Annotated in this window: 17 protein-coding genes; 2 read left to right on the top strand and 15 right to left on the bottom strand. The window is 71.1% G+C overall.

Features of this window, described 5'->3' with window-relative positions:
- Nucleotides 1-5: 5 nt before the first annotated feature.
- The 3 genes from FAF44_RS13420 to FAF44_RS13410 are packed head-to-tail and all read right to left on the bottom strand — an operon-like array spanning nucleotide 6 to nucleotide 2,628.
- Nucleotides 6-656 carry a PIG-L deacetylase family protein gene (locus tag FAF44_RS13420; RefSeq protein WP_237103443.1) on the bottom strand — a complete coding sequence of 217 codons (651 nt, stop codon included), beginning with the start codon at nucleotides 654-656 and terminating at the stop codon, nucleotides 6-8.
- The gene (locus tag FAF44_RS13415; RefSeq protein WP_237103442.1) at nucleotides 653-1,429 is read right to left on the bottom strand and encodes a glucose-1-phosphate cytidylyltransferase; all 777 of its coding nucleotides are present in this window, start codon (nucleotides 1,427-1,429) and stop codon (nucleotides 653-655) included. The genes FAF44_RS13420 and FAF44_RS13415 overlap by 4 nt, the downstream gene beginning before the upstream one ends.
- On the bottom strand, nucleotides 1,426-2,628 hold the full coding sequence (locus tag FAF44_RS13410) for a class I SAM-dependent methyltransferase (protein ID WP_237103469.1): 1,203 nt from the start codon (nucleotides 2,626-2,628) through the stop codon (nucleotides 1,426-1,428). The genes FAF44_RS13415 and FAF44_RS13410 overlap by 4 nt, the downstream gene beginning before the upstream one ends.
- A gap of 59 nt (nucleotides 2,629-2,687) precedes the next feature.
- Here FAF44_RS13410 and FAF44_RS13405 point away from each other — a divergent pair, with 59 nt between their 5' ends.
- Entirely contained in the window at nucleotides 2,688-3,278 is a 591-nt protein-coding gene (locus FAF44_RS13405) for a dTDP-4-dehydrorhamnose 3,5-epimerase family protein (protein ID WP_237103441.1), read from the top strand.
- On the opposite strand, the gene rfbD is transcribed toward FAF44_RS13405, so the two are convergent.
- The 11 genes from rfbD to FAF44_RS13350 all read right to left on the bottom strand — a co-directional run bounded on the left by rfbD (nucleotide 3,275) and on the right by FAF44_RS13350 (nucleotide 11,738).
- Nucleotides 3,275-4,126, bottom strand: coding sequence for a dTDP-4-dehydrorhamnose reductase (gene rfbD, locus FAF44_RS13400; RefSeq protein WP_237103440.1), 852 nt, complete (start codon nucleotides 4,124-4,126; stop codon nucleotides 3,275-3,277). The genes FAF44_RS13405 and rfbD overlap by 4 nt on opposite strands.
- 25 nt (nucleotides 4,127-4,151) lie before the next feature.
- A complete protein-coding gene (gene rfbB, locus FAF44_RS13395; protein WP_237103439.1) occupies nucleotides 4,152-5,078 on the bottom strand; it encodes a dTDP-glucose 4,6-dehydratase in 927 nt (308 codons plus the stop codon).
- Nucleotides 5,075-6,142, bottom strand: a complete 1,068-nt coding sequence (locus FAF44_RS13390) for a glucose-1-phosphate thymidylyltransferase (protein ID WP_237103438.1) — start codon at nucleotides 6,140-6,142, stop codon at nucleotides 5,075-5,077. The genes rfbB and FAF44_RS13390 overlap by 4 nt, the downstream gene beginning before the upstream one ends.
- 2 nt (nucleotides 6,143-6,144) lie before the next feature.
- Nucleotides 6,145-7,599 (bottom strand): sugar transferase, encoded by a 1,455-nt coding sequence (locus FAF44_RS13385; RefSeq protein WP_237103437.1) that lies wholly within the window; start codon nucleotides 7,597-7,599, stop codon nucleotides 6,145-6,147.
- Nucleotides 7,600-7,877: 278 nt separating this feature from the next.
- The gene (locus FAF44_RS13380; RefSeq protein ID WP_237103436.1) at nucleotides 7,878-8,228 is read right to left on the bottom strand and encodes a hypothetical protein; all 351 of its coding nucleotides are present in this window, start codon (nucleotides 8,226-8,228) and stop codon (nucleotides 7,878-7,880) included.
- Nucleotides 8,229-8,275: 47 nt separating this feature from the next.
- Entirely contained in the window at nucleotides 8,276-8,920 is a 645-nt protein-coding gene (locus FAF44_RS13375; protein WP_237103435.1) for a GntR family transcriptional regulator, read from the bottom strand.
- Complete coding sequence (locus tag FAF44_RS13370; protein WP_237103434.1) at nucleotides 8,917-9,825, bottom strand: DMT family transporter; 909 nt, start codon at nucleotides 9,823-9,825, stop codon at nucleotides 8,917-8,919. Before FAF44_RS13370 ends, FAF44_RS13375 begins: the two co-directional genes overlap by 4 nt.
- A 33-nt stretch (nucleotides 9,826-9,858) precedes the next feature.
- Complete coding sequence (locus tag FAF44_RS13365; RefSeq protein ID WP_237103433.1) at nucleotides 9,859-10,242, bottom strand: hypothetical protein; 384 nt, start codon at nucleotides 10,240-10,242, stop codon at nucleotides 9,859-9,861.
- A 126-nt stretch (nucleotides 10,243-10,368) separates the two neighbouring features.
- Nucleotides 10,369-10,884: a GNAT family N-acetyltransferase gene (locus FAF44_RS13360; protein ID WP_237103432.1), complete on the bottom strand. Its 516-nt coding sequence runs from the start codon at nucleotides 10,882-10,884 to the stop codon at nucleotides 10,369-10,371.
- Between the two features lie 10 nt (nucleotides 10,885-10,894).
- Nucleotides 10,895-11,266: an MmcQ/YjbR family DNA-binding protein gene (locus FAF44_RS13355; protein ID WP_237103431.1), complete on the bottom strand. Its 372-nt coding sequence runs from the start codon at nucleotides 11,264-11,266 to the stop codon at nucleotides 10,895-10,897.
- Between the two features lie 52 nt (nucleotides 11,267-11,318).
- Nucleotides 11,319-11,738, bottom strand: a complete 420-nt coding sequence (locus FAF44_RS13350) for a VOC family protein (RefSeq protein ID WP_237103430.1) — start codon at nucleotides 11,736-11,738, stop codon at nucleotides 11,319-11,321.
- A 198-nt stretch (nucleotides 11,739-11,936) separates the two neighbouring features.
- Between FAF44_RS13350 and FAF44_RS13345 the strand changes: the two genes are divergently transcribed.
- Nucleotides 11,937-12,536, top strand: a complete 600-nt coding sequence (locus tag FAF44_RS13345) for a dihydrofolate reductase family protein (RefSeq protein ID WP_272894454.1) — start codon at nucleotides 11,937-11,939, stop codon at nucleotides 12,534-12,536.
- Here FAF44_RS13345 and FAF44_RS13340 read toward each other — a convergent pair.
- Complete coding sequence (locus tag FAF44_RS13340; RefSeq protein WP_237103428.1) at nucleotides 12,505-13,371, bottom strand: helix-turn-helix domain-containing protein; 867 nt, start codon at nucleotides 13,369-13,371, stop codon at nucleotides 12,505-12,507. The genes FAF44_RS13345 and FAF44_RS13340 overlap by 32 nt on opposite strands.
- Nucleotides 13,372-13,442 lie beyond the last annotated feature (71 nt).

Here is a 13,442-nt window from a genome sequence, read left to right as displayed (position 1 = left end):
TGCGATCAGCCTCCAGCTAGATCTAGAGCGAGTTTGGGCAGGTAGAACGCCTCGGCGTAACGTGCGTGACACTCGATGCCGCGGATCCTGGCCAGCCCGAGGAACGCCTCCCTGTCGAACCAGGGGCGGTGTCTCTGGGAGGGGTAGTGCTCCCAGAGCAGGGAGATCTTGCGCTCGGCCAGCGCGAGGTCGAGCGGCTGGTACGCGTTGGGCCGGCCGAGGTCGCCGTCCCACTTGAGGATCTCGTAGCCGAGCGTGAGGTGGTCGCGGAAGGCGGTGGGCACCAGCCGCGCCAGGCCGCGGTGGTCCTGGTGCGCGTCGCCGGCCTGCGGGGCGAGGATCAGGTCCGGCTCGGTGCGCATCCGCAGTTCCTCGACCGCGTTCTTGGCGTCGTCCCAGTGGGCCGGCAGCCGGCCGTCGGGCAGTTTGCCCACGGTCAGCCGCAGGTCGGCGCCGGGGCAGAAGGCGGCGAGCGCGTTGTGCTCCTCCTCCTCGCGGGCGGTCCCGCCCCCGGAGAGCACCAGCGCGTCCACCTGGAGGCCGGGGTGGGAGGTGCACATCACCAGGAGGGTCGCGCCCGCGCCGATGGCGAGGTCGTCGCAGTGCGCGGCGAGCAGGGCCACCCGGCGCAGGCCGCTGGGGTAGAGCCGGTTCACGCGTGCTCCCACAGGGCCCACGGGCGGTGGCCGCGCGAGTAGGCGCGGTCCAGTTCCAGGCGCTGGTTGACGGTGTCGGTGGGCCGCCAGTAGCCGCGGTAGGGGTAGGCCATCAGCCGGCCGCGCTTGGCCAGTTCCTTGCAACCGTCCACGAGCAGGTCGCCGTTCTCCGGGATGTGATCGAAGATCTCCTGGCGTAAGACGAAATATCCGCCGTTGACCCATAACGGCATCTCGGTGACGGCGGTGATCTGCCCGACCAGGCCGTCCTCGGCGATCTCCACGCAGTGGAAGGTGCCGGGCGGCGGCACGGCCATCAGCGCGCCCCCGGCCTCCGACGTCTCGAACCTCGTGATGATCTCCGGCAGCGGCGCGTCGGTGAGCACGTCGGCGTAGTTGGCCAGGAACATCTCGTCGCCCTGGAGGTGGTCGCGGACCCGGCGCAGCCGCTCCCCGATCGACGACTCGACGCCCGTGTGGATGAACGAGATCGTCCAGTCGGAGATGTCGGTGGCCAGCAGCTCGACGCCGCCGCCGCGCAGCACGAAGTCGTTGGAGGCGGTCTCCTCGTACCTGAGGAAGAAGTCCTTGATCTGCTCGGCCCCGTAACCGAGGCAGAGCACGAACTCCTTGTGCCCGAAGTGCGCGTAGTAGCGCATGACATGCCAGATCAGCGGCCTGGGCCCGACGAGCTGCATCGGTTTGGGAGCGTCGCCGGGAGCGCCCGTGCGCATCCGGGTGCCGTAGCCGCCGCAGAAGAGGACGACCTTCACACGACCTCCAGAGTGGGGATGGGGAAGACCAGCCGGCCACCCCAGTCGCGGATGTAGGAGAGCTGGTCGATCAGCTCGTCACGCAGGTTCCACGGCAGGACGAGCACGTAGTCCGGCCGGTCGGCGGCGATGCGCTCGGGCGGGAAGATCGGGATGCGCGCGCCCGGCGTGAACCTGCCGTGCTTGTACGGGTTGCGGTCCACCGTGTACGGCAGCAGGTCCGGCCGCACCCCGCAGTGGTTGAGCAGCGTGTTGCCCTTGCCCGGGGCCCCGTACCCGACCACCGTGGCGCCGTCCTCGACTGTGCTGACCAGGAAGCTCAGCAGGTCGCGCCGGACCTTGGCCACCCGCTCGGTGAAGTGGATGTAGCCGGAGATGTCGTGCAGCCCGGCGGCCTTCTCCATGGCCAGCACGTCGGCCACCCGCGGGGACGGGACGCCGGACGGCGCCGCCCACAACCGGATCGAGCCGCCGTGGGTGGTCAGCAGCTCCACGTCCACCAGCGTCAGCCCGCCACCGGCCAGCGCCCGCTGCGCGGAGGCGACCGTGTAGTACTGGAAGTGCTCGTGGTAGATCGTGTCGTACTGGTTGAGCTGCATCAGCGTGAGCAGGTGCTGCACCTCGACGGAGACCAGCCCGTCGTCGGCGACCAGGGTGCGCAGCCCCTCGGTGAAGCCGATCACGTCGGGGATGTGCGCGTAGACGTTGTTGGCCACCACGTAGTCGGCCTTGCCGTGCTCCCGCACGACCGCCCGCGCGCTCTCGGGCGTCAGGAACGCCGTCACCGTGGGCACGCCGCGGTCCCTGGCGGCCTGGCCGACGTTCACCGACGGCTCGACGCCCAGGCAGCGCACCCCCCGGTCCACCACGTGCCGCAGCAGGTAGCCGTCGTTGCTGGCCACCTCGACCACGAACGAGTCCGGCCGCAGGTCGAGCCCCGCCACGAAGGCGCGGGCGTGCTCGACCCAGGAGGCCGAGTAGGAGGAGAAGTAGGCGTAGTCCGTGAAGGTCTCCTCGGGGGTGATCAGCGGCGGGATCTGCGCGAGCCAGCACGACGTGCACACGCGCAGGTGCAGCGGGTAGGTCACCTCGGGCTCGTCGAGCTGCTCGGCGGTGAGGATCCGTTCGCAGGGCGGAGTCGCCCCCAGGTCCACCACACCGGCGAGGTCGGTCGATCCGCATAACCGGCAAGTCATCATTCGCACGCTCCAACAGATTGATATTTCGCGGGGGCCGGTGCTGTCGTTACTGTCAGCCCATGGATCCCCTCGGCATCGATGGCGCCTGGCGCCACACGCCGCCCGTCCACGCCGACCCCCGCGGCTCGTTCTTCGAGGCCTTCCGCGCCGACGCCCTTCCCGGACGGCGGTTCGACCTGGCCCAGGTCAACTGCTCCGTCTCGGCCCGCGGCGTGCTGCGCGGCGTGCACTTCGCGGACGTGCCGCCCGGACAGGCCAAGTACGTGATGTGCGTGTCCGGCAGCATCCTCGACGTCGTCGTGGACCTCCGGGCCGGATCGCCCGGCTTCGGCCGGTGGGAGGCCGTGCCGCTGGACGACGTGACCAGGAGCGCCGTGCTGGTCTCCGAGGGCCTCGGGCACGCCTTCATGGCGCTCAGCGAGCGGGCCACGGTGCTCTACCTGTGCTCCGAGCCGTACGCGCCGGCCCGGGAGCACGCCGTGCACCCGCTCGACCCGGCGCTCGGGATCGCGTGGCCGGCCGGCGTGCGGCCCGTGCTGTCGGACAAGGACGCCAAGGCCCCCACCCTGGAGGAGGCGCTCGGCGCCGGGCTGCTGCCCGACCACCGGGCCTGCCAGGACCTCTACGCCACGCTGCGCCGGGCGGGCTAGGCGGGGCTGCACTGGGGGCTCCTCGCCAGGACGGGCCAGGCCGCGTGCAGCGCCGCGCGCCAGTGCCGGATCGGCTCCCACCGGGTGTGCGCCAGCACGCTGTTGGCCGGCCGCCGGGCCGGGCGGGGGAAGGCCGACGCGGGCACCGGCCGCACCCGCTCCGGGTCCGCGCCCAGCAGCGTGAAGATCTCCTTGGCGAACCCGCACCAGGTCGTCTCGCCGGCGCTGGTGCCGTGGTAGACGCCGGGCGGCAGGTCCGAGCCCGCCAGCCGGACCAGGTAGTCGGCCAGGTCGGCGGTCCAGGTGGGCTGGCCGTGCTGGTCGTCCACCACGTCCACGGCGGGCCGCTCCCCGGCCAGCCTGATCATGGTGGTGGCGAAGTTCGCGCCGTGCGCGCCGTACAGCCAGGCGGTGCGCACCACGTAGTGGCCGTGCTCCAGCACCGCGCGCTCGCCCGCCAGCTTGGTCCTGCCGTAGGCGTTCAGCGGGCCGGTCGGCGCGTGCTCCGCGTACGGCGGCCCGGCCGCCCCGTCGAAGACGTAGTCGGTCGAGACGTGCACGAGCCGGGCCCCCACCCGGTCGCACGCCTCGGCCAGCCAGCGCGCGGCCTGCCCGTTGACCGCCAGCGCCTCGGCCTCGTGCGTCTCGGCGTCGTCCACCGCCGTCCAGGCGGCGCAGTTCAGCACCACCCCGGGGCGGTAGGCGGAGACGAAGTCGCGCACCGCGCGCCGGTCGCACACGTCCAGTTCGGCCCGGCCGAGCGCGAGCACCGGCTCGCCGGTCAGCGCGGTCCGGTCGAGGACGTCGGCGGCCAGCATGCCGCCGGCCCCCGTGACGAGCCACCTCATGCGGCCTCCCGGCCTGAAGGGAAGGTCAACTCCGCCACCGGTCCCGGTGCTCGGCGTACCAGCGGACCGTGTCCTTGAGCCCCTGCTCGAACGGGATCTCCGGCCGGTAGCCGAGTGCCCGCAGCTTGGAGTCGTCCAGCGAGTACCTGCGGTCGTGGCCCTTGCGGTCGGCGACGTACTCGACCATGTCCCAGCCCCGGCCGCAGGCTTCGAGCAGGCGGGTGGTGAGCTCCTTGTTGGTCAGCTCGGCCGTGCCCGCGATGTGGTAGACCTCGCCGGGGCCGCCCCGCTCGGCGACCAGGCGGATGCCCGCGCAGTGGTCCTCGACGTGGATCCAGTCCCGTACGTTGCCGCCGTCCCCGTACAGCGGCACCTTCCTGCCGCGCAGCAGGTTCGTGACGAACAGCGGGATGAGCTTCTCGGGGTACTGCCGGGGCCCGTAGTTGTTGCCGCACCGGGTGATCGAGACGTTCATCCCGTACGTGACCGCGTAGGCGCGGGCGATCAGGTCGCCGCTCGCCTTCGAGGCCGCGTACGGCGACCGGGGCCGCACCGGGGCGGCCTCGTCCCACGAGCCGATGTCGATGGAGCCGTACACCTCGTCGGTCGAGACCTGCACCACCTTCGGCACCCCGGCCTCCAGGCACGCCTGCAGCAGCGTCTGGGTGCCGAGCGCGTTGGTGCGCATGAACGCGGCCGGGCCCTCGATCGAGCGGTCCACGTGGGACTCGGCGGCGAAGTTGACCACGAGGTCGTGGCCGGGCACCACGCGCGCGAGCAGGTCGGCGTCGCAGATGTCCCCGTGCACGAACTCGTGGGGCGCGCCTTCGAGGTTGGCGCGGTCGCCCGCGTACGTCAGCTTGTCCAGGACGGTGACGTGCGCGTCGTGGAGGTTCCGGACGAAGTGGGAGCCGATGAATCCCGCGCCACCCGTCACCAGAATTCTTGTCATGAACTGATCTGTACCTTGCTGTGATCGCCCAGTACGAGACGGTGGGCTCTGGGCGTGTTGGGCGCCGGGGTGACCTCGACGTCATGTCCGATCAGCGAGGACTCGATCCGGCCGACGCCGGCGATCGAGGCTCTGGGCAGCACGATCGAGTACTCGATCTCGCTGCCCGTGATGGCGCAGGAGGCGCCGATGGAGGTGTACGGGCCCACGTAGCTGTCCTGGATCCGGGCGCCGCCGCCGATGATCGCCGGGCCGACCACGCGCGAGCGTTCGACCACCGCGCCCGGCTCGATCGCGACGCGGCCGATGAGCTCGCTGGCCGCGTCCACCCGCCCCTCGATCCTGGGCTCGACCGACTCCAGCACGAGCCGGTTGACCTCCAGCATGTCGGTGACGTTGCCGGTGTCCTTCCAGTAGCCCGAGATCACCGACGACTCGACGCGCCGGCCCGACTCGATCAGCCACTGGATCGCGTCGGTGATCTCCAGCTCGCCCCGCCACGACGGTTTGAGCTCCGCCACCGCCGCGTGCACGGCCGGGCTGAACAGGTAGACGCCGACCAGCGCCAGATCGCTCTTGGGCCGCTCGGGCTTCTCCTCCAGGCCGATCACGCGTCCCTCGGCGTCGAGTTCGGCCACGCCGAACTGGCGCGGGTCGCCGACCTCGGTCAGCAGGATCTGGGCGGCCGGCCGCTCCTCGGCGAACCTGTTCACCAGGTCGCTGATGCCGCCCACGACGAAGTTGTCACCCAGGTACATGACGAAGTCGTCGTCGCCCAGGTAGTCGCGGGCGATCAGCACGCCGTGGGCCAGCCCGAGCGGGGCCTCCTGGCGCAGGTACGTCACCTGGAGCCCGAACGCCGAGCCGTCCCCCACGGCCGCCTCGATCTCCGCGTGCGTGTCCCCCACCACCAGGCCGAGCTCCTCGATCCCCGCCTCCGCGATGGCCTCCAGCCCGTAGAACAGGACCGGTTTGTTCGCGACCGGGACCAGTTGCTTGGCCGAGGTGTGCGTGATGGGCCGCAACCGGGTGCCCGCCCCTCCGGCGAGCACGAGTGCCTTCACCTCTAGTACGCCCCTTCTCCACGGGTGACGACGGACCAGGTCTTCCACAGGATCTGCAGGTCGAGGATGAGCGACCAGTTCTCCACGTACCTCAGGTCGAGGCGGACCGACTCCTCCCACGTCAGGTCGGAGCGCCCGCTGACCTGCCACAACCCGGTCATGCCCGGCTTGACCATCAGGCGGCGGCGGACGTCGGCCCCGTAGGCGGCCACCTCTTCCGGCAGCGGCGGACGCGGGCCGACGAGGGACATCTCGCCGCGCAGGACGTTCAGGAGCTGGGGGAGCTCGTCGAGGGAGTACTTGCGCAGGAAGGCGCCGACCCGGGTGATCCTTGGATCGTTCCTAATCTTGAACAGCACTCCGTCGAACTCGTTCGCCTCCAGCAGCGCGCCCTTGAGCCGTTCGGCGTCCACCACCATTGTCCGGTATTTGAAAACACGGAACTCTTTGCCGCTTTTGCCGACTCTTGTCTGGTAAAAGAACGCCGGCCCCGGGCTCGTCAGGCGGATCAGCAGCGCTATCCCCAGCAGCGGCAGTGCCAGCACCAGCAGCGCCAGCCCGGCCACCACCCGGTCGAACACGCTTTTCACGAATCCGCGCATGCCGTCGAACTCGGGATGCTCCACATGTAGCAGCGGCATCCCCGCGACCGGCTTGATGCTGATCCGCGGCCCGGCCACGTCGAGGAGCGCGGGGGCCACGAACAGGTCCGTACGCGCGCTCTCCAGGCTCCAGGCCAGCCGGCGCAGCGCCGCGCCGTCCAGTTCCGGGCAGGCCAGCACCGCCACCGCGTCGGCCCGCTCCCGCTCGACCACCCCGGCCACGTCGCCGAACGAGCCCAGCACCGGGATGCCGTCGAGGTCCACGTCGATGGAGCCGTCGGGCAGGCACGCGCCCACCACCCGCATGCCGTGGTACGGCTGCCGCCGGAACTGCACCACCAGGTCGAGAATCGACTCCCGGTGCCCGACCGCGATCACCTGGCGCATGTAGTCGCCCACCGCTCTCCTCCGGTGGAGCCGCTTGCGCATGCGGTAGCGGTAGTACAACGTCGTGAGCAGGGCCAGCGGCAACATCGCCATCACGAAGCTGCGCGCGATGGCGGCCTGCGTGGCGTAGGCCGTGATGGCCACGGTCGCCATCAGCCCGGCGCCGCCGTTGAAGACGGCCTTGAACTCCTCCGTTCCCTCGCCGTTGGCGCGCTGGCGATACGCGCCGCCCATCATCAGCGCGACGGGCCAGGCGATGACGAGGCCGAGTCCCAGCAGGAACTCGACCAGCGGGACGTACGCGCCGGCGATCAGCCGCAGGCCCAGCACGCAGACGCATGCGAGCAGCGCGCACACCGTGTCCCCGGATAACAGGAGCCGTAAGTACGCACGCGTCCAGATGCTCGACGCGCGGCGCGGCACGGCCTCGAGGAGCACGACGACGGACTCCCCAGTCCCCACCCTCATAGCACCACCCTGACAACTCTGTGCACCGCGATAACTGGACGTTCCTTGAGCCACATGGGTTGACAAGTCCCACGCACAACAAGGGCGGCGGCCCCCACTAAAGAGTAAAGATCGATTCCGGCATGAGGAATACCGGCAATTGTCCACATTCGGACGATTGTCAGGCCCTCCGAGGGCTTGACGGAACGGTCCACAAGTGGCAGCAGTTCAAGAGGTGAAATGGGGTATTTACTGCGACATTTCCGCAGGTTGCCGTTATGTGAAGCAGCCCGGCGCGGCTAGTCGTACTCGAGGTCGGGCAGCGCCGACGGCGGGTCGGGGCTGCGCCAGACGACCACCACGCCGTCGTGCGCCGAGTCGGCGGCCAGGGTCAGCCGGTCGAGGTCGAAGTCGGGCAGGTACCGCAGGCGGGCCAGAAACGTGGCGTCGGTGGCCGAACGCGGCACGACGCAGTTCTCTCCCTCGCGGTCGAGCAGGATGTAGTGGACGTCTTCCCCGGTTTCGGTGACGACACGGACCTCCACCACGTCCTCCCACGCGAGGGCTTCGACGCTACCGTCCGCATAGTGACGAGTGACGCCCTCTTCCGTGACGTACACGTAGGAGTCCGGCATCGGATTGCCGTGCATGGCCGCGATTCTTGCGAGTTACCGGCCGGTCCCGCAAGGGTTCGCGCTCAAAGGTGCCCGCGCACCCGGCCGTCGCCGCCCCAGGAGTGGCCGAGATGGGCCTCGACCGCGGCCCTGGCGGCCTCCTCCGGCCCGTTCGCGATGGCGTCGAGCAGTTCGCGGTGTTCGCTGACCAGTACGTCCCGATCCTTGTACACCTCGCGCAGGCGCACCAGCCCGAGCCGCGTCTCGGCGGCCAGCACGCCGTAGAGCCGCTCCAGCCGGGGGCTGCCGACGGCCTCGATGAGCGCCTGGTGCAGCGCCATGTGCTCGGCCACGGTCTCCGACCAGGGCGCGTCCGCGGGCAGCGCGGCCAACCGGTGCAGCGCCGCCTCCGCCCCCGGCACCGCCCGGCCGGTGACGGCCCTGGCCATGAGATCTTCCAGGGGGCGACGGACGTACATGAGATCTTCGAGGTCCGAAAGCGTCACTTCCGGGACATAGGCACTGCGGTTGCGCTCACGTCTGAGCAGCCCCTCGTGAACCAGGCTCGCCAGCGCCTCCCGCACGGTCGGACGGGCGACGCCGTAGGAGGCGGCGATCTCCTGCTCGGGCAGCGCGGTGCCGGGCGCGATCTCGCCGGACAGCACCCTGCCGCGCAGGGCGTCGGCGAGCGCGCCGACGGTGGAGACGGGTCTGAGCGGCAAGGTCACGGTTGGGACTCTAGCTCTCTTTCCGGCAGCCGTCCGTTTTCCGCTTTTCGTTCACGTACGCTCCCCTTTTCGGGTACGGCCACCACCGCCAGGCTCAGCCCCAGCAGGACCAGCCCGGCGATCGAGACCGGGGCCAGCCGCTCGCCCAGCACCACCAGCCCGAGCAGCGCGGCGACCGCCGGCTCGGCCAGCGTCAGCGTCGCGGCGGTGGCCACGGGTGTGCCCCGCAGCCCCCGGCCGTACAGGAAGCAGGCCAGGGCCGTGGTCCCGAGCCCGAGGTAGAGCACGGCGAGCAGGGCCCGCGGCTCGCCCAGCCACCCGACCCCGCCGACGGCGAGCACCGGCACCATGAGCACCGCGGCCCCGCCGAACAGCACGCCCATGACCGCGTTCGACTCGCCGCCCCGGCCGATCGCGCGGGCCGCGATGACGGCGTAGAAGGCGTACAGCAGCCCGCCGAGCAGCGCGAACGCGATCCCGGACAGCACCTGCGCCCCCGCGTCGGCGCCGCCGCCCACGATCAGCGCGGCGCAGCCGCAGATGGCCGCCGCGGTCGCCGCCGCCCACCGCCCCGACGGCCTGCGCCGGTGCAGCACCCAGACCAGCAGCCCGGTGAACACGGGGCCGCTGCCGATCGCGACGACTGTCCCGATGGCCACCCCGGTGCGGGCGACAGCCGCGAAGAAGCAGAGCTGGTACCCGGCCGCCGCCACCGCGCCCAGCACCAGCGCCGGCGTGATCACCTTCCTGATGCCGGCCCCGGCGACCACCAGCAGCACCGCGCCACCGATCACCAGACGGGCGGCGGCCAGCGCCACCGAGTCGGCGGACACCAGCAACCCGGCCGTGCCCGCGGTCCCCCAGAGCATGGCGGCGCCGACGACGGCGAGCGGTCCATTTCGCATGCCCTCATTGTCAGACAACCAGACATCGTTCGTCTAGTTGTCCGACAATTCTTCCACCATCTCCCCGATCAGCCGTGCTGCCGGCGCCGCCACCTCCGCCGCGTAGTCGTCGAACACCGCCAGCCCGTCGCGCAGATCGCGTACGCTCCGCCGCGACAGCTCCAGCAGCCTCTCCCCCTCCGACTCCACCGCTCCTTCCACCTGAAAGGCGTCGCCGGACGCGGAGATCGAGACCTCGAAGCGCACCTCGCGGCCGTCGGGCAGGGTGAGCGCGGTGCCGACGCGGGCTCCGGCGGGCGGGAAGAAATAGGAGTAGTGCTCGCTGCGCGCGAACGGGTGGCGTAATCCGGCGAGAATCTCCGACGCCCGGCTCAGGGCCGCCAGCAGCCCGGCCGCGGCGCGGCTCTCGCTGTCCACCCGCCACAGGCTAGTTCAGCGGCCCCCTCACTGGCCAGGCGGCCCCAGGGCGAGCCTCGGACGAGCTTTTAGGCGGGCGTGCCACCGAGAGACCCTTGGACGGGCCCGGTCGGGCCCGGGTTGGGCTCAGTCGGTGGCCAGCCGGGCGTGCCGCTCCACGTCGTAGCGGACGCCCTCGGAGCAGAGCTTCCCCCGCTCGATCCCCTCCGGCAGGAACCCCGCCTTCGTGGCCACCCGGCACGACGCCGGGTTGTTCGTCCGGTGCCCGAGTTCCAGCCGGAACAGCCCGCGCTCGTCGAAGGCCCAGCGCGCCAGTAACCGGGTGGCCGCCACCGCGACCCCCCGCCCCCTCGCCTCGGGCACGACCCAGTACGACACCGACCCGGTGCCGTGCCCGTCGAGCCGGGCCACCGCGACGTTGCCGACGACCCGCTCCTCATCGACCCCCGGGACGTCCCCCTGAACCGTCACGGCGAAGGCGTGCCCGGCCCCCGCCCAGGAGGCGATCCACCCCGAGGCGTCCTTCAGCGTGACGACGGGCCAGGGCGCCTGCCCGCGCAGGTCGGGCACCTGGAAGGCACGCAGCACCGCGGGCGCGTCGTCCGCGCGCCACTCCCGCAGCCGGACGTCCATGAGGGGCATATGTCAGAGATTATCCGGATTGCACTTTCTGCCCGAGGGGATGGGTCGCCTCGAAGTCGGCCACGAGCTGCTTCGGCGCGGTCAGGCACCACGCCTCGGCCGTCAGCTCGAACAACTCCTCTGCGTCGATCTTGTCAAGGTGCACCACCACCCACCCGAAGCGCCCGGCCGTGAACTGCACCTCGAACACCTCGGGCCGCTCGGTGACGAGCGCGATCTGCTCCTCGATCGTCGCCTTCAGCCCGACGGTCTCCGTCTGCTCCCACAGGTAGCCGAAGCCCTTGCCGTGCACCTTGATGCCGATCCACTCGCCACCGTGGTTCGTCCGGACTCCGGGCAGCTCATCCAGCGACTGCAGGAACTCATCGACGCTCACACCCATGCCGCCTGTGTACCAGAACGCACCGACACTTCCGGCCACCGGGCGGCCCGGCTCACTCGTAGTAACGGACCTCGATCACGTTCCCGTCGAGATCGGGAAAGTACATGGTCTCGGGGGCGATGCCCCGTGCGCCGAACGAGTTCGTGCCGCTGCCGGTGATCTCCACACCGTGCTGCTTCAGCCGCACCTTCAGCGCGTCGAAGTCCTCCCTGCCGACCGCCAGGCAGAGATGGTTCACCGGATGCCCGGCACTGCCCCCGACGCCGGTGCCCTCGTCGACGCCGCGCATCGCCTCGTACGCCATCAGATCGAGGATGGTCTCGGGCGAGATCCGCACGCTGGGAAAAGGCGCCTTCCCGTCGCGAAACTGCTCGGACCGCACCCCGGGCAGGCCGATCACCTGCTCGTAGAAACCCAGTGACGCGAGAGGATCCGCGACCCAGCAGACGAGATGGTCAAGCCGTGCGTGCATGAAACACCTCCGCTTTGCTACCAATATCCGTTGCCCCCACCCCCCTGTCCACAGCGGGTTTCGAACGCCGCGCAACGGACTCCCGTTCGCAAGGACCGGTTCACCGCCGGTTCCCGCGAAAAACACCGCGCGGGGATGTCAAGAACGCGCGGGCGGCTCCGACCTCACCCCGGAAGCGACGACACGGGAGGTAGTGAGATGGGCAAGGTCACCTGTGACATGGCGATATCGCTCGACGGCTTCGCGGCGGGCCCGAACCAGAGCCTGGAGCGGCCGTTCGGCGACGGCGTGGGCGATCGCCTGCACCGGTGGATGTTCGAGGAGGCCGAGCGGTACAGCGCGGTCATCGAGAGCATCACCGCCGCCGGAGCCTTCATCATGGGACGCAACATGTTCGCCCCCGGCCGGGGCGCCTGGGACCCGGACTGGACCGGCTGGTGGGGCGAGGAGCCGCCGTACCACGCGCCGGTCTTCGTCCTCACCCACCACCCGCGCGAGCCGCTGACGCTCAAGGGCGGCACGACGTTCACCTTCGTCACCGACGGGATCGAGGCCGCCATGGCGCAGGCGCGCGAGGCGGCCGGCGAGAGCGACGTGTCCATCGCCGGCGGCGCACAGACCGTGAACCAGTACCTGGCGGCGGGGCTCATCGACGAGTTGCGCCTGCACGTCGCGCCGGTGACGATCGGCGGCGGCGAGCGGCTGTTCGACGGCGTCGGCGCGCTGGCCCTCGAACCCGTCGGCAGCCCGTCGGGCAGCGACCTCGTCACCCACCTGACGTACCGGGTGACGCGATAGGGAAACGCTGCAACCCGGTCACCCGCAGCAGGTCCAGCGCCGCCGCCTCCGGGCTGCCGGGGGCGGCGGAGTACACCAGCACGGTCTGGTCGGTGTCGGGGAGTTGGAGGGTGTCGCAGTCGAGCGTGATCGTGCCCAGTTCGGGATGGTTGACGCTCTTGGACGCCGTCCGCCAGGTGGCCGAACGCGCCTCGCGCCAGAGCTCGTCGAACACCGGGCTGCCGCCGCGCAACTCGCGGATCATCCGCGCGAGGTCGGGATCGCGGGGGTAGCGGGCCTGGGCGGCGCGCAGCGTGCCGACGGCGGCCCGGGCGGCGGCGTCGTCCTCGCCCGGGAGCGCGGCGGCCTGGCAGCGGCTGCTGCCGAGGAAACGTTGCCAGATGAGGTTGCGGCGGTGCCGGGGCCAGGCCGACATGTCCCCCTGCAGCGCCGCCGCCAGCGGATTCCACGCCAGGACGTCGCCCTTGGCCGACAACACCAGCACCGGCAGGTCCGACATGCGGTCGAGCAGCCGCAACACGCTCGGCCGGACGATCGTCCCGACGCGTCCCGGCTGCGGCGGCTCGTGGCCGGCGAGCCGGAACACCAGGTCGCGGTCGTCGTCGTCCAGCCGCAGCGCCTGCGTCAGCGCGCCGACGACCTGCGCGGACGGCCGCGCGCCACGCCCCTGTTCGAGACGGACCACGTAGTCGACGCTCAGCCCGGCCAGCAGCGCCACCTCTTCCCTGCGCAGCCCGCGCACCTGCCGGCGCGTACCGGCGGGCAGCCCGACGTCGTGGGGCTGGAGGCGGGCGCGGGCCGATCGGAGCACTGCGGCGAGTTCTGCGCGGTTCACCCTTCGATCCTGCCTCCGCGGACGCCGCCGGGGGTGGTACCACCCGTCCCTGGCGGTGGCTCGGGCCCTCC

This window comes from Nonomuraea sp. MG754425 (assembly GCF_021699195.1).
Lineage (GTDB): Bacteria > Actinomycetota > Actinomycetes > Streptosporangiales > Streptosporangiaceae > Nonomuraea.
This window is presented reverse-complemented; position numbering and strand designations above follow the sequence as displayed.

What these genes read in the sequence shown, in the direction of transcription:
- FAF44_RS13410 (WP_237103469.1), bottom strand. Translation starts at nt 2,628, where the DNA reads ATGATGACTTGCCGGTTATGCGGATCGACCGACCTCGCCGGTGTGGTG.
- FAF44_RS13405 (WP_237103441.1), top strand. Translation starts at nt 2,688, where the DNA reads ATGGATCCCCTCGGCATCGATGGCGCCTGGCGCCACACGCCGCCCGTC.
- rfbD (WP_237103440.1), bottom strand. Translation starts at nt 4,126, where the DNA reads ATGAGGTGGCTCGTCACGGGGGCCGGCGGCATGCTGGCCGCCGACGTC.
- rfbB (WP_237103439.1), bottom strand. Translation starts at nt 5,078, where the DNA reads ATGACAAGAATTCTGGTGACGGGTGGCGCGGGATTCATCGGCTCCCAC.
- FAF44_RS13385 (WP_237103437.1), bottom strand. Translation starts at nt 7,599, where the DNA reads ATGAGGGTGGGGACTGGGGAGTCCGTCGTCGTGCTCCTCGAGGCCGTG.
- FAF44_RS13380 (WP_237103436.1), bottom strand. Translation starts at nt 8,228, where the DNA reads ATGCACGGCAATCCGATGCCGGACTCCTACGTGTACGTCACGGAAGAG.
- FAF44_RS13370 (WP_237103434.1), bottom strand. Translation starts at nt 9,825, where the DNA reads ATGCGAAATGGACCGCTCGCCGTCGTCGGCGCCGCCATGCTCTGGGGG.
- FAF44_RS13360 (WP_237103432.1), bottom strand. Translation starts at nt 10,884, where the DNA reads ATGCCCCTCATGGACGTCCGGCTGCGGGAGTGGCGCGCGGACGACGCG.
- FAF44_RS13355 (WP_237103431.1), bottom strand. Translation starts at nt 11,266, where the DNA reads ATGGGTGTGAGCGTCGATGAGTTCCTGCAGTCGCTGGATGAGCTGCCC.
- FAF44_RS13350 (WP_237103430.1), bottom strand. Translation starts at nt 11,738, where the DNA reads ATGCACGCACGGCTTGACCATCTCGTCTGCTGGGTCGCGGATCCTCTC.
- FAF44_RS13345 (WP_272894454.1), top strand. Translation starts at nt 11,937, where the DNA reads ATGGGCAAGGTCACCTGTGACATGGCGATATCGCTCGACGGCTTCGCG.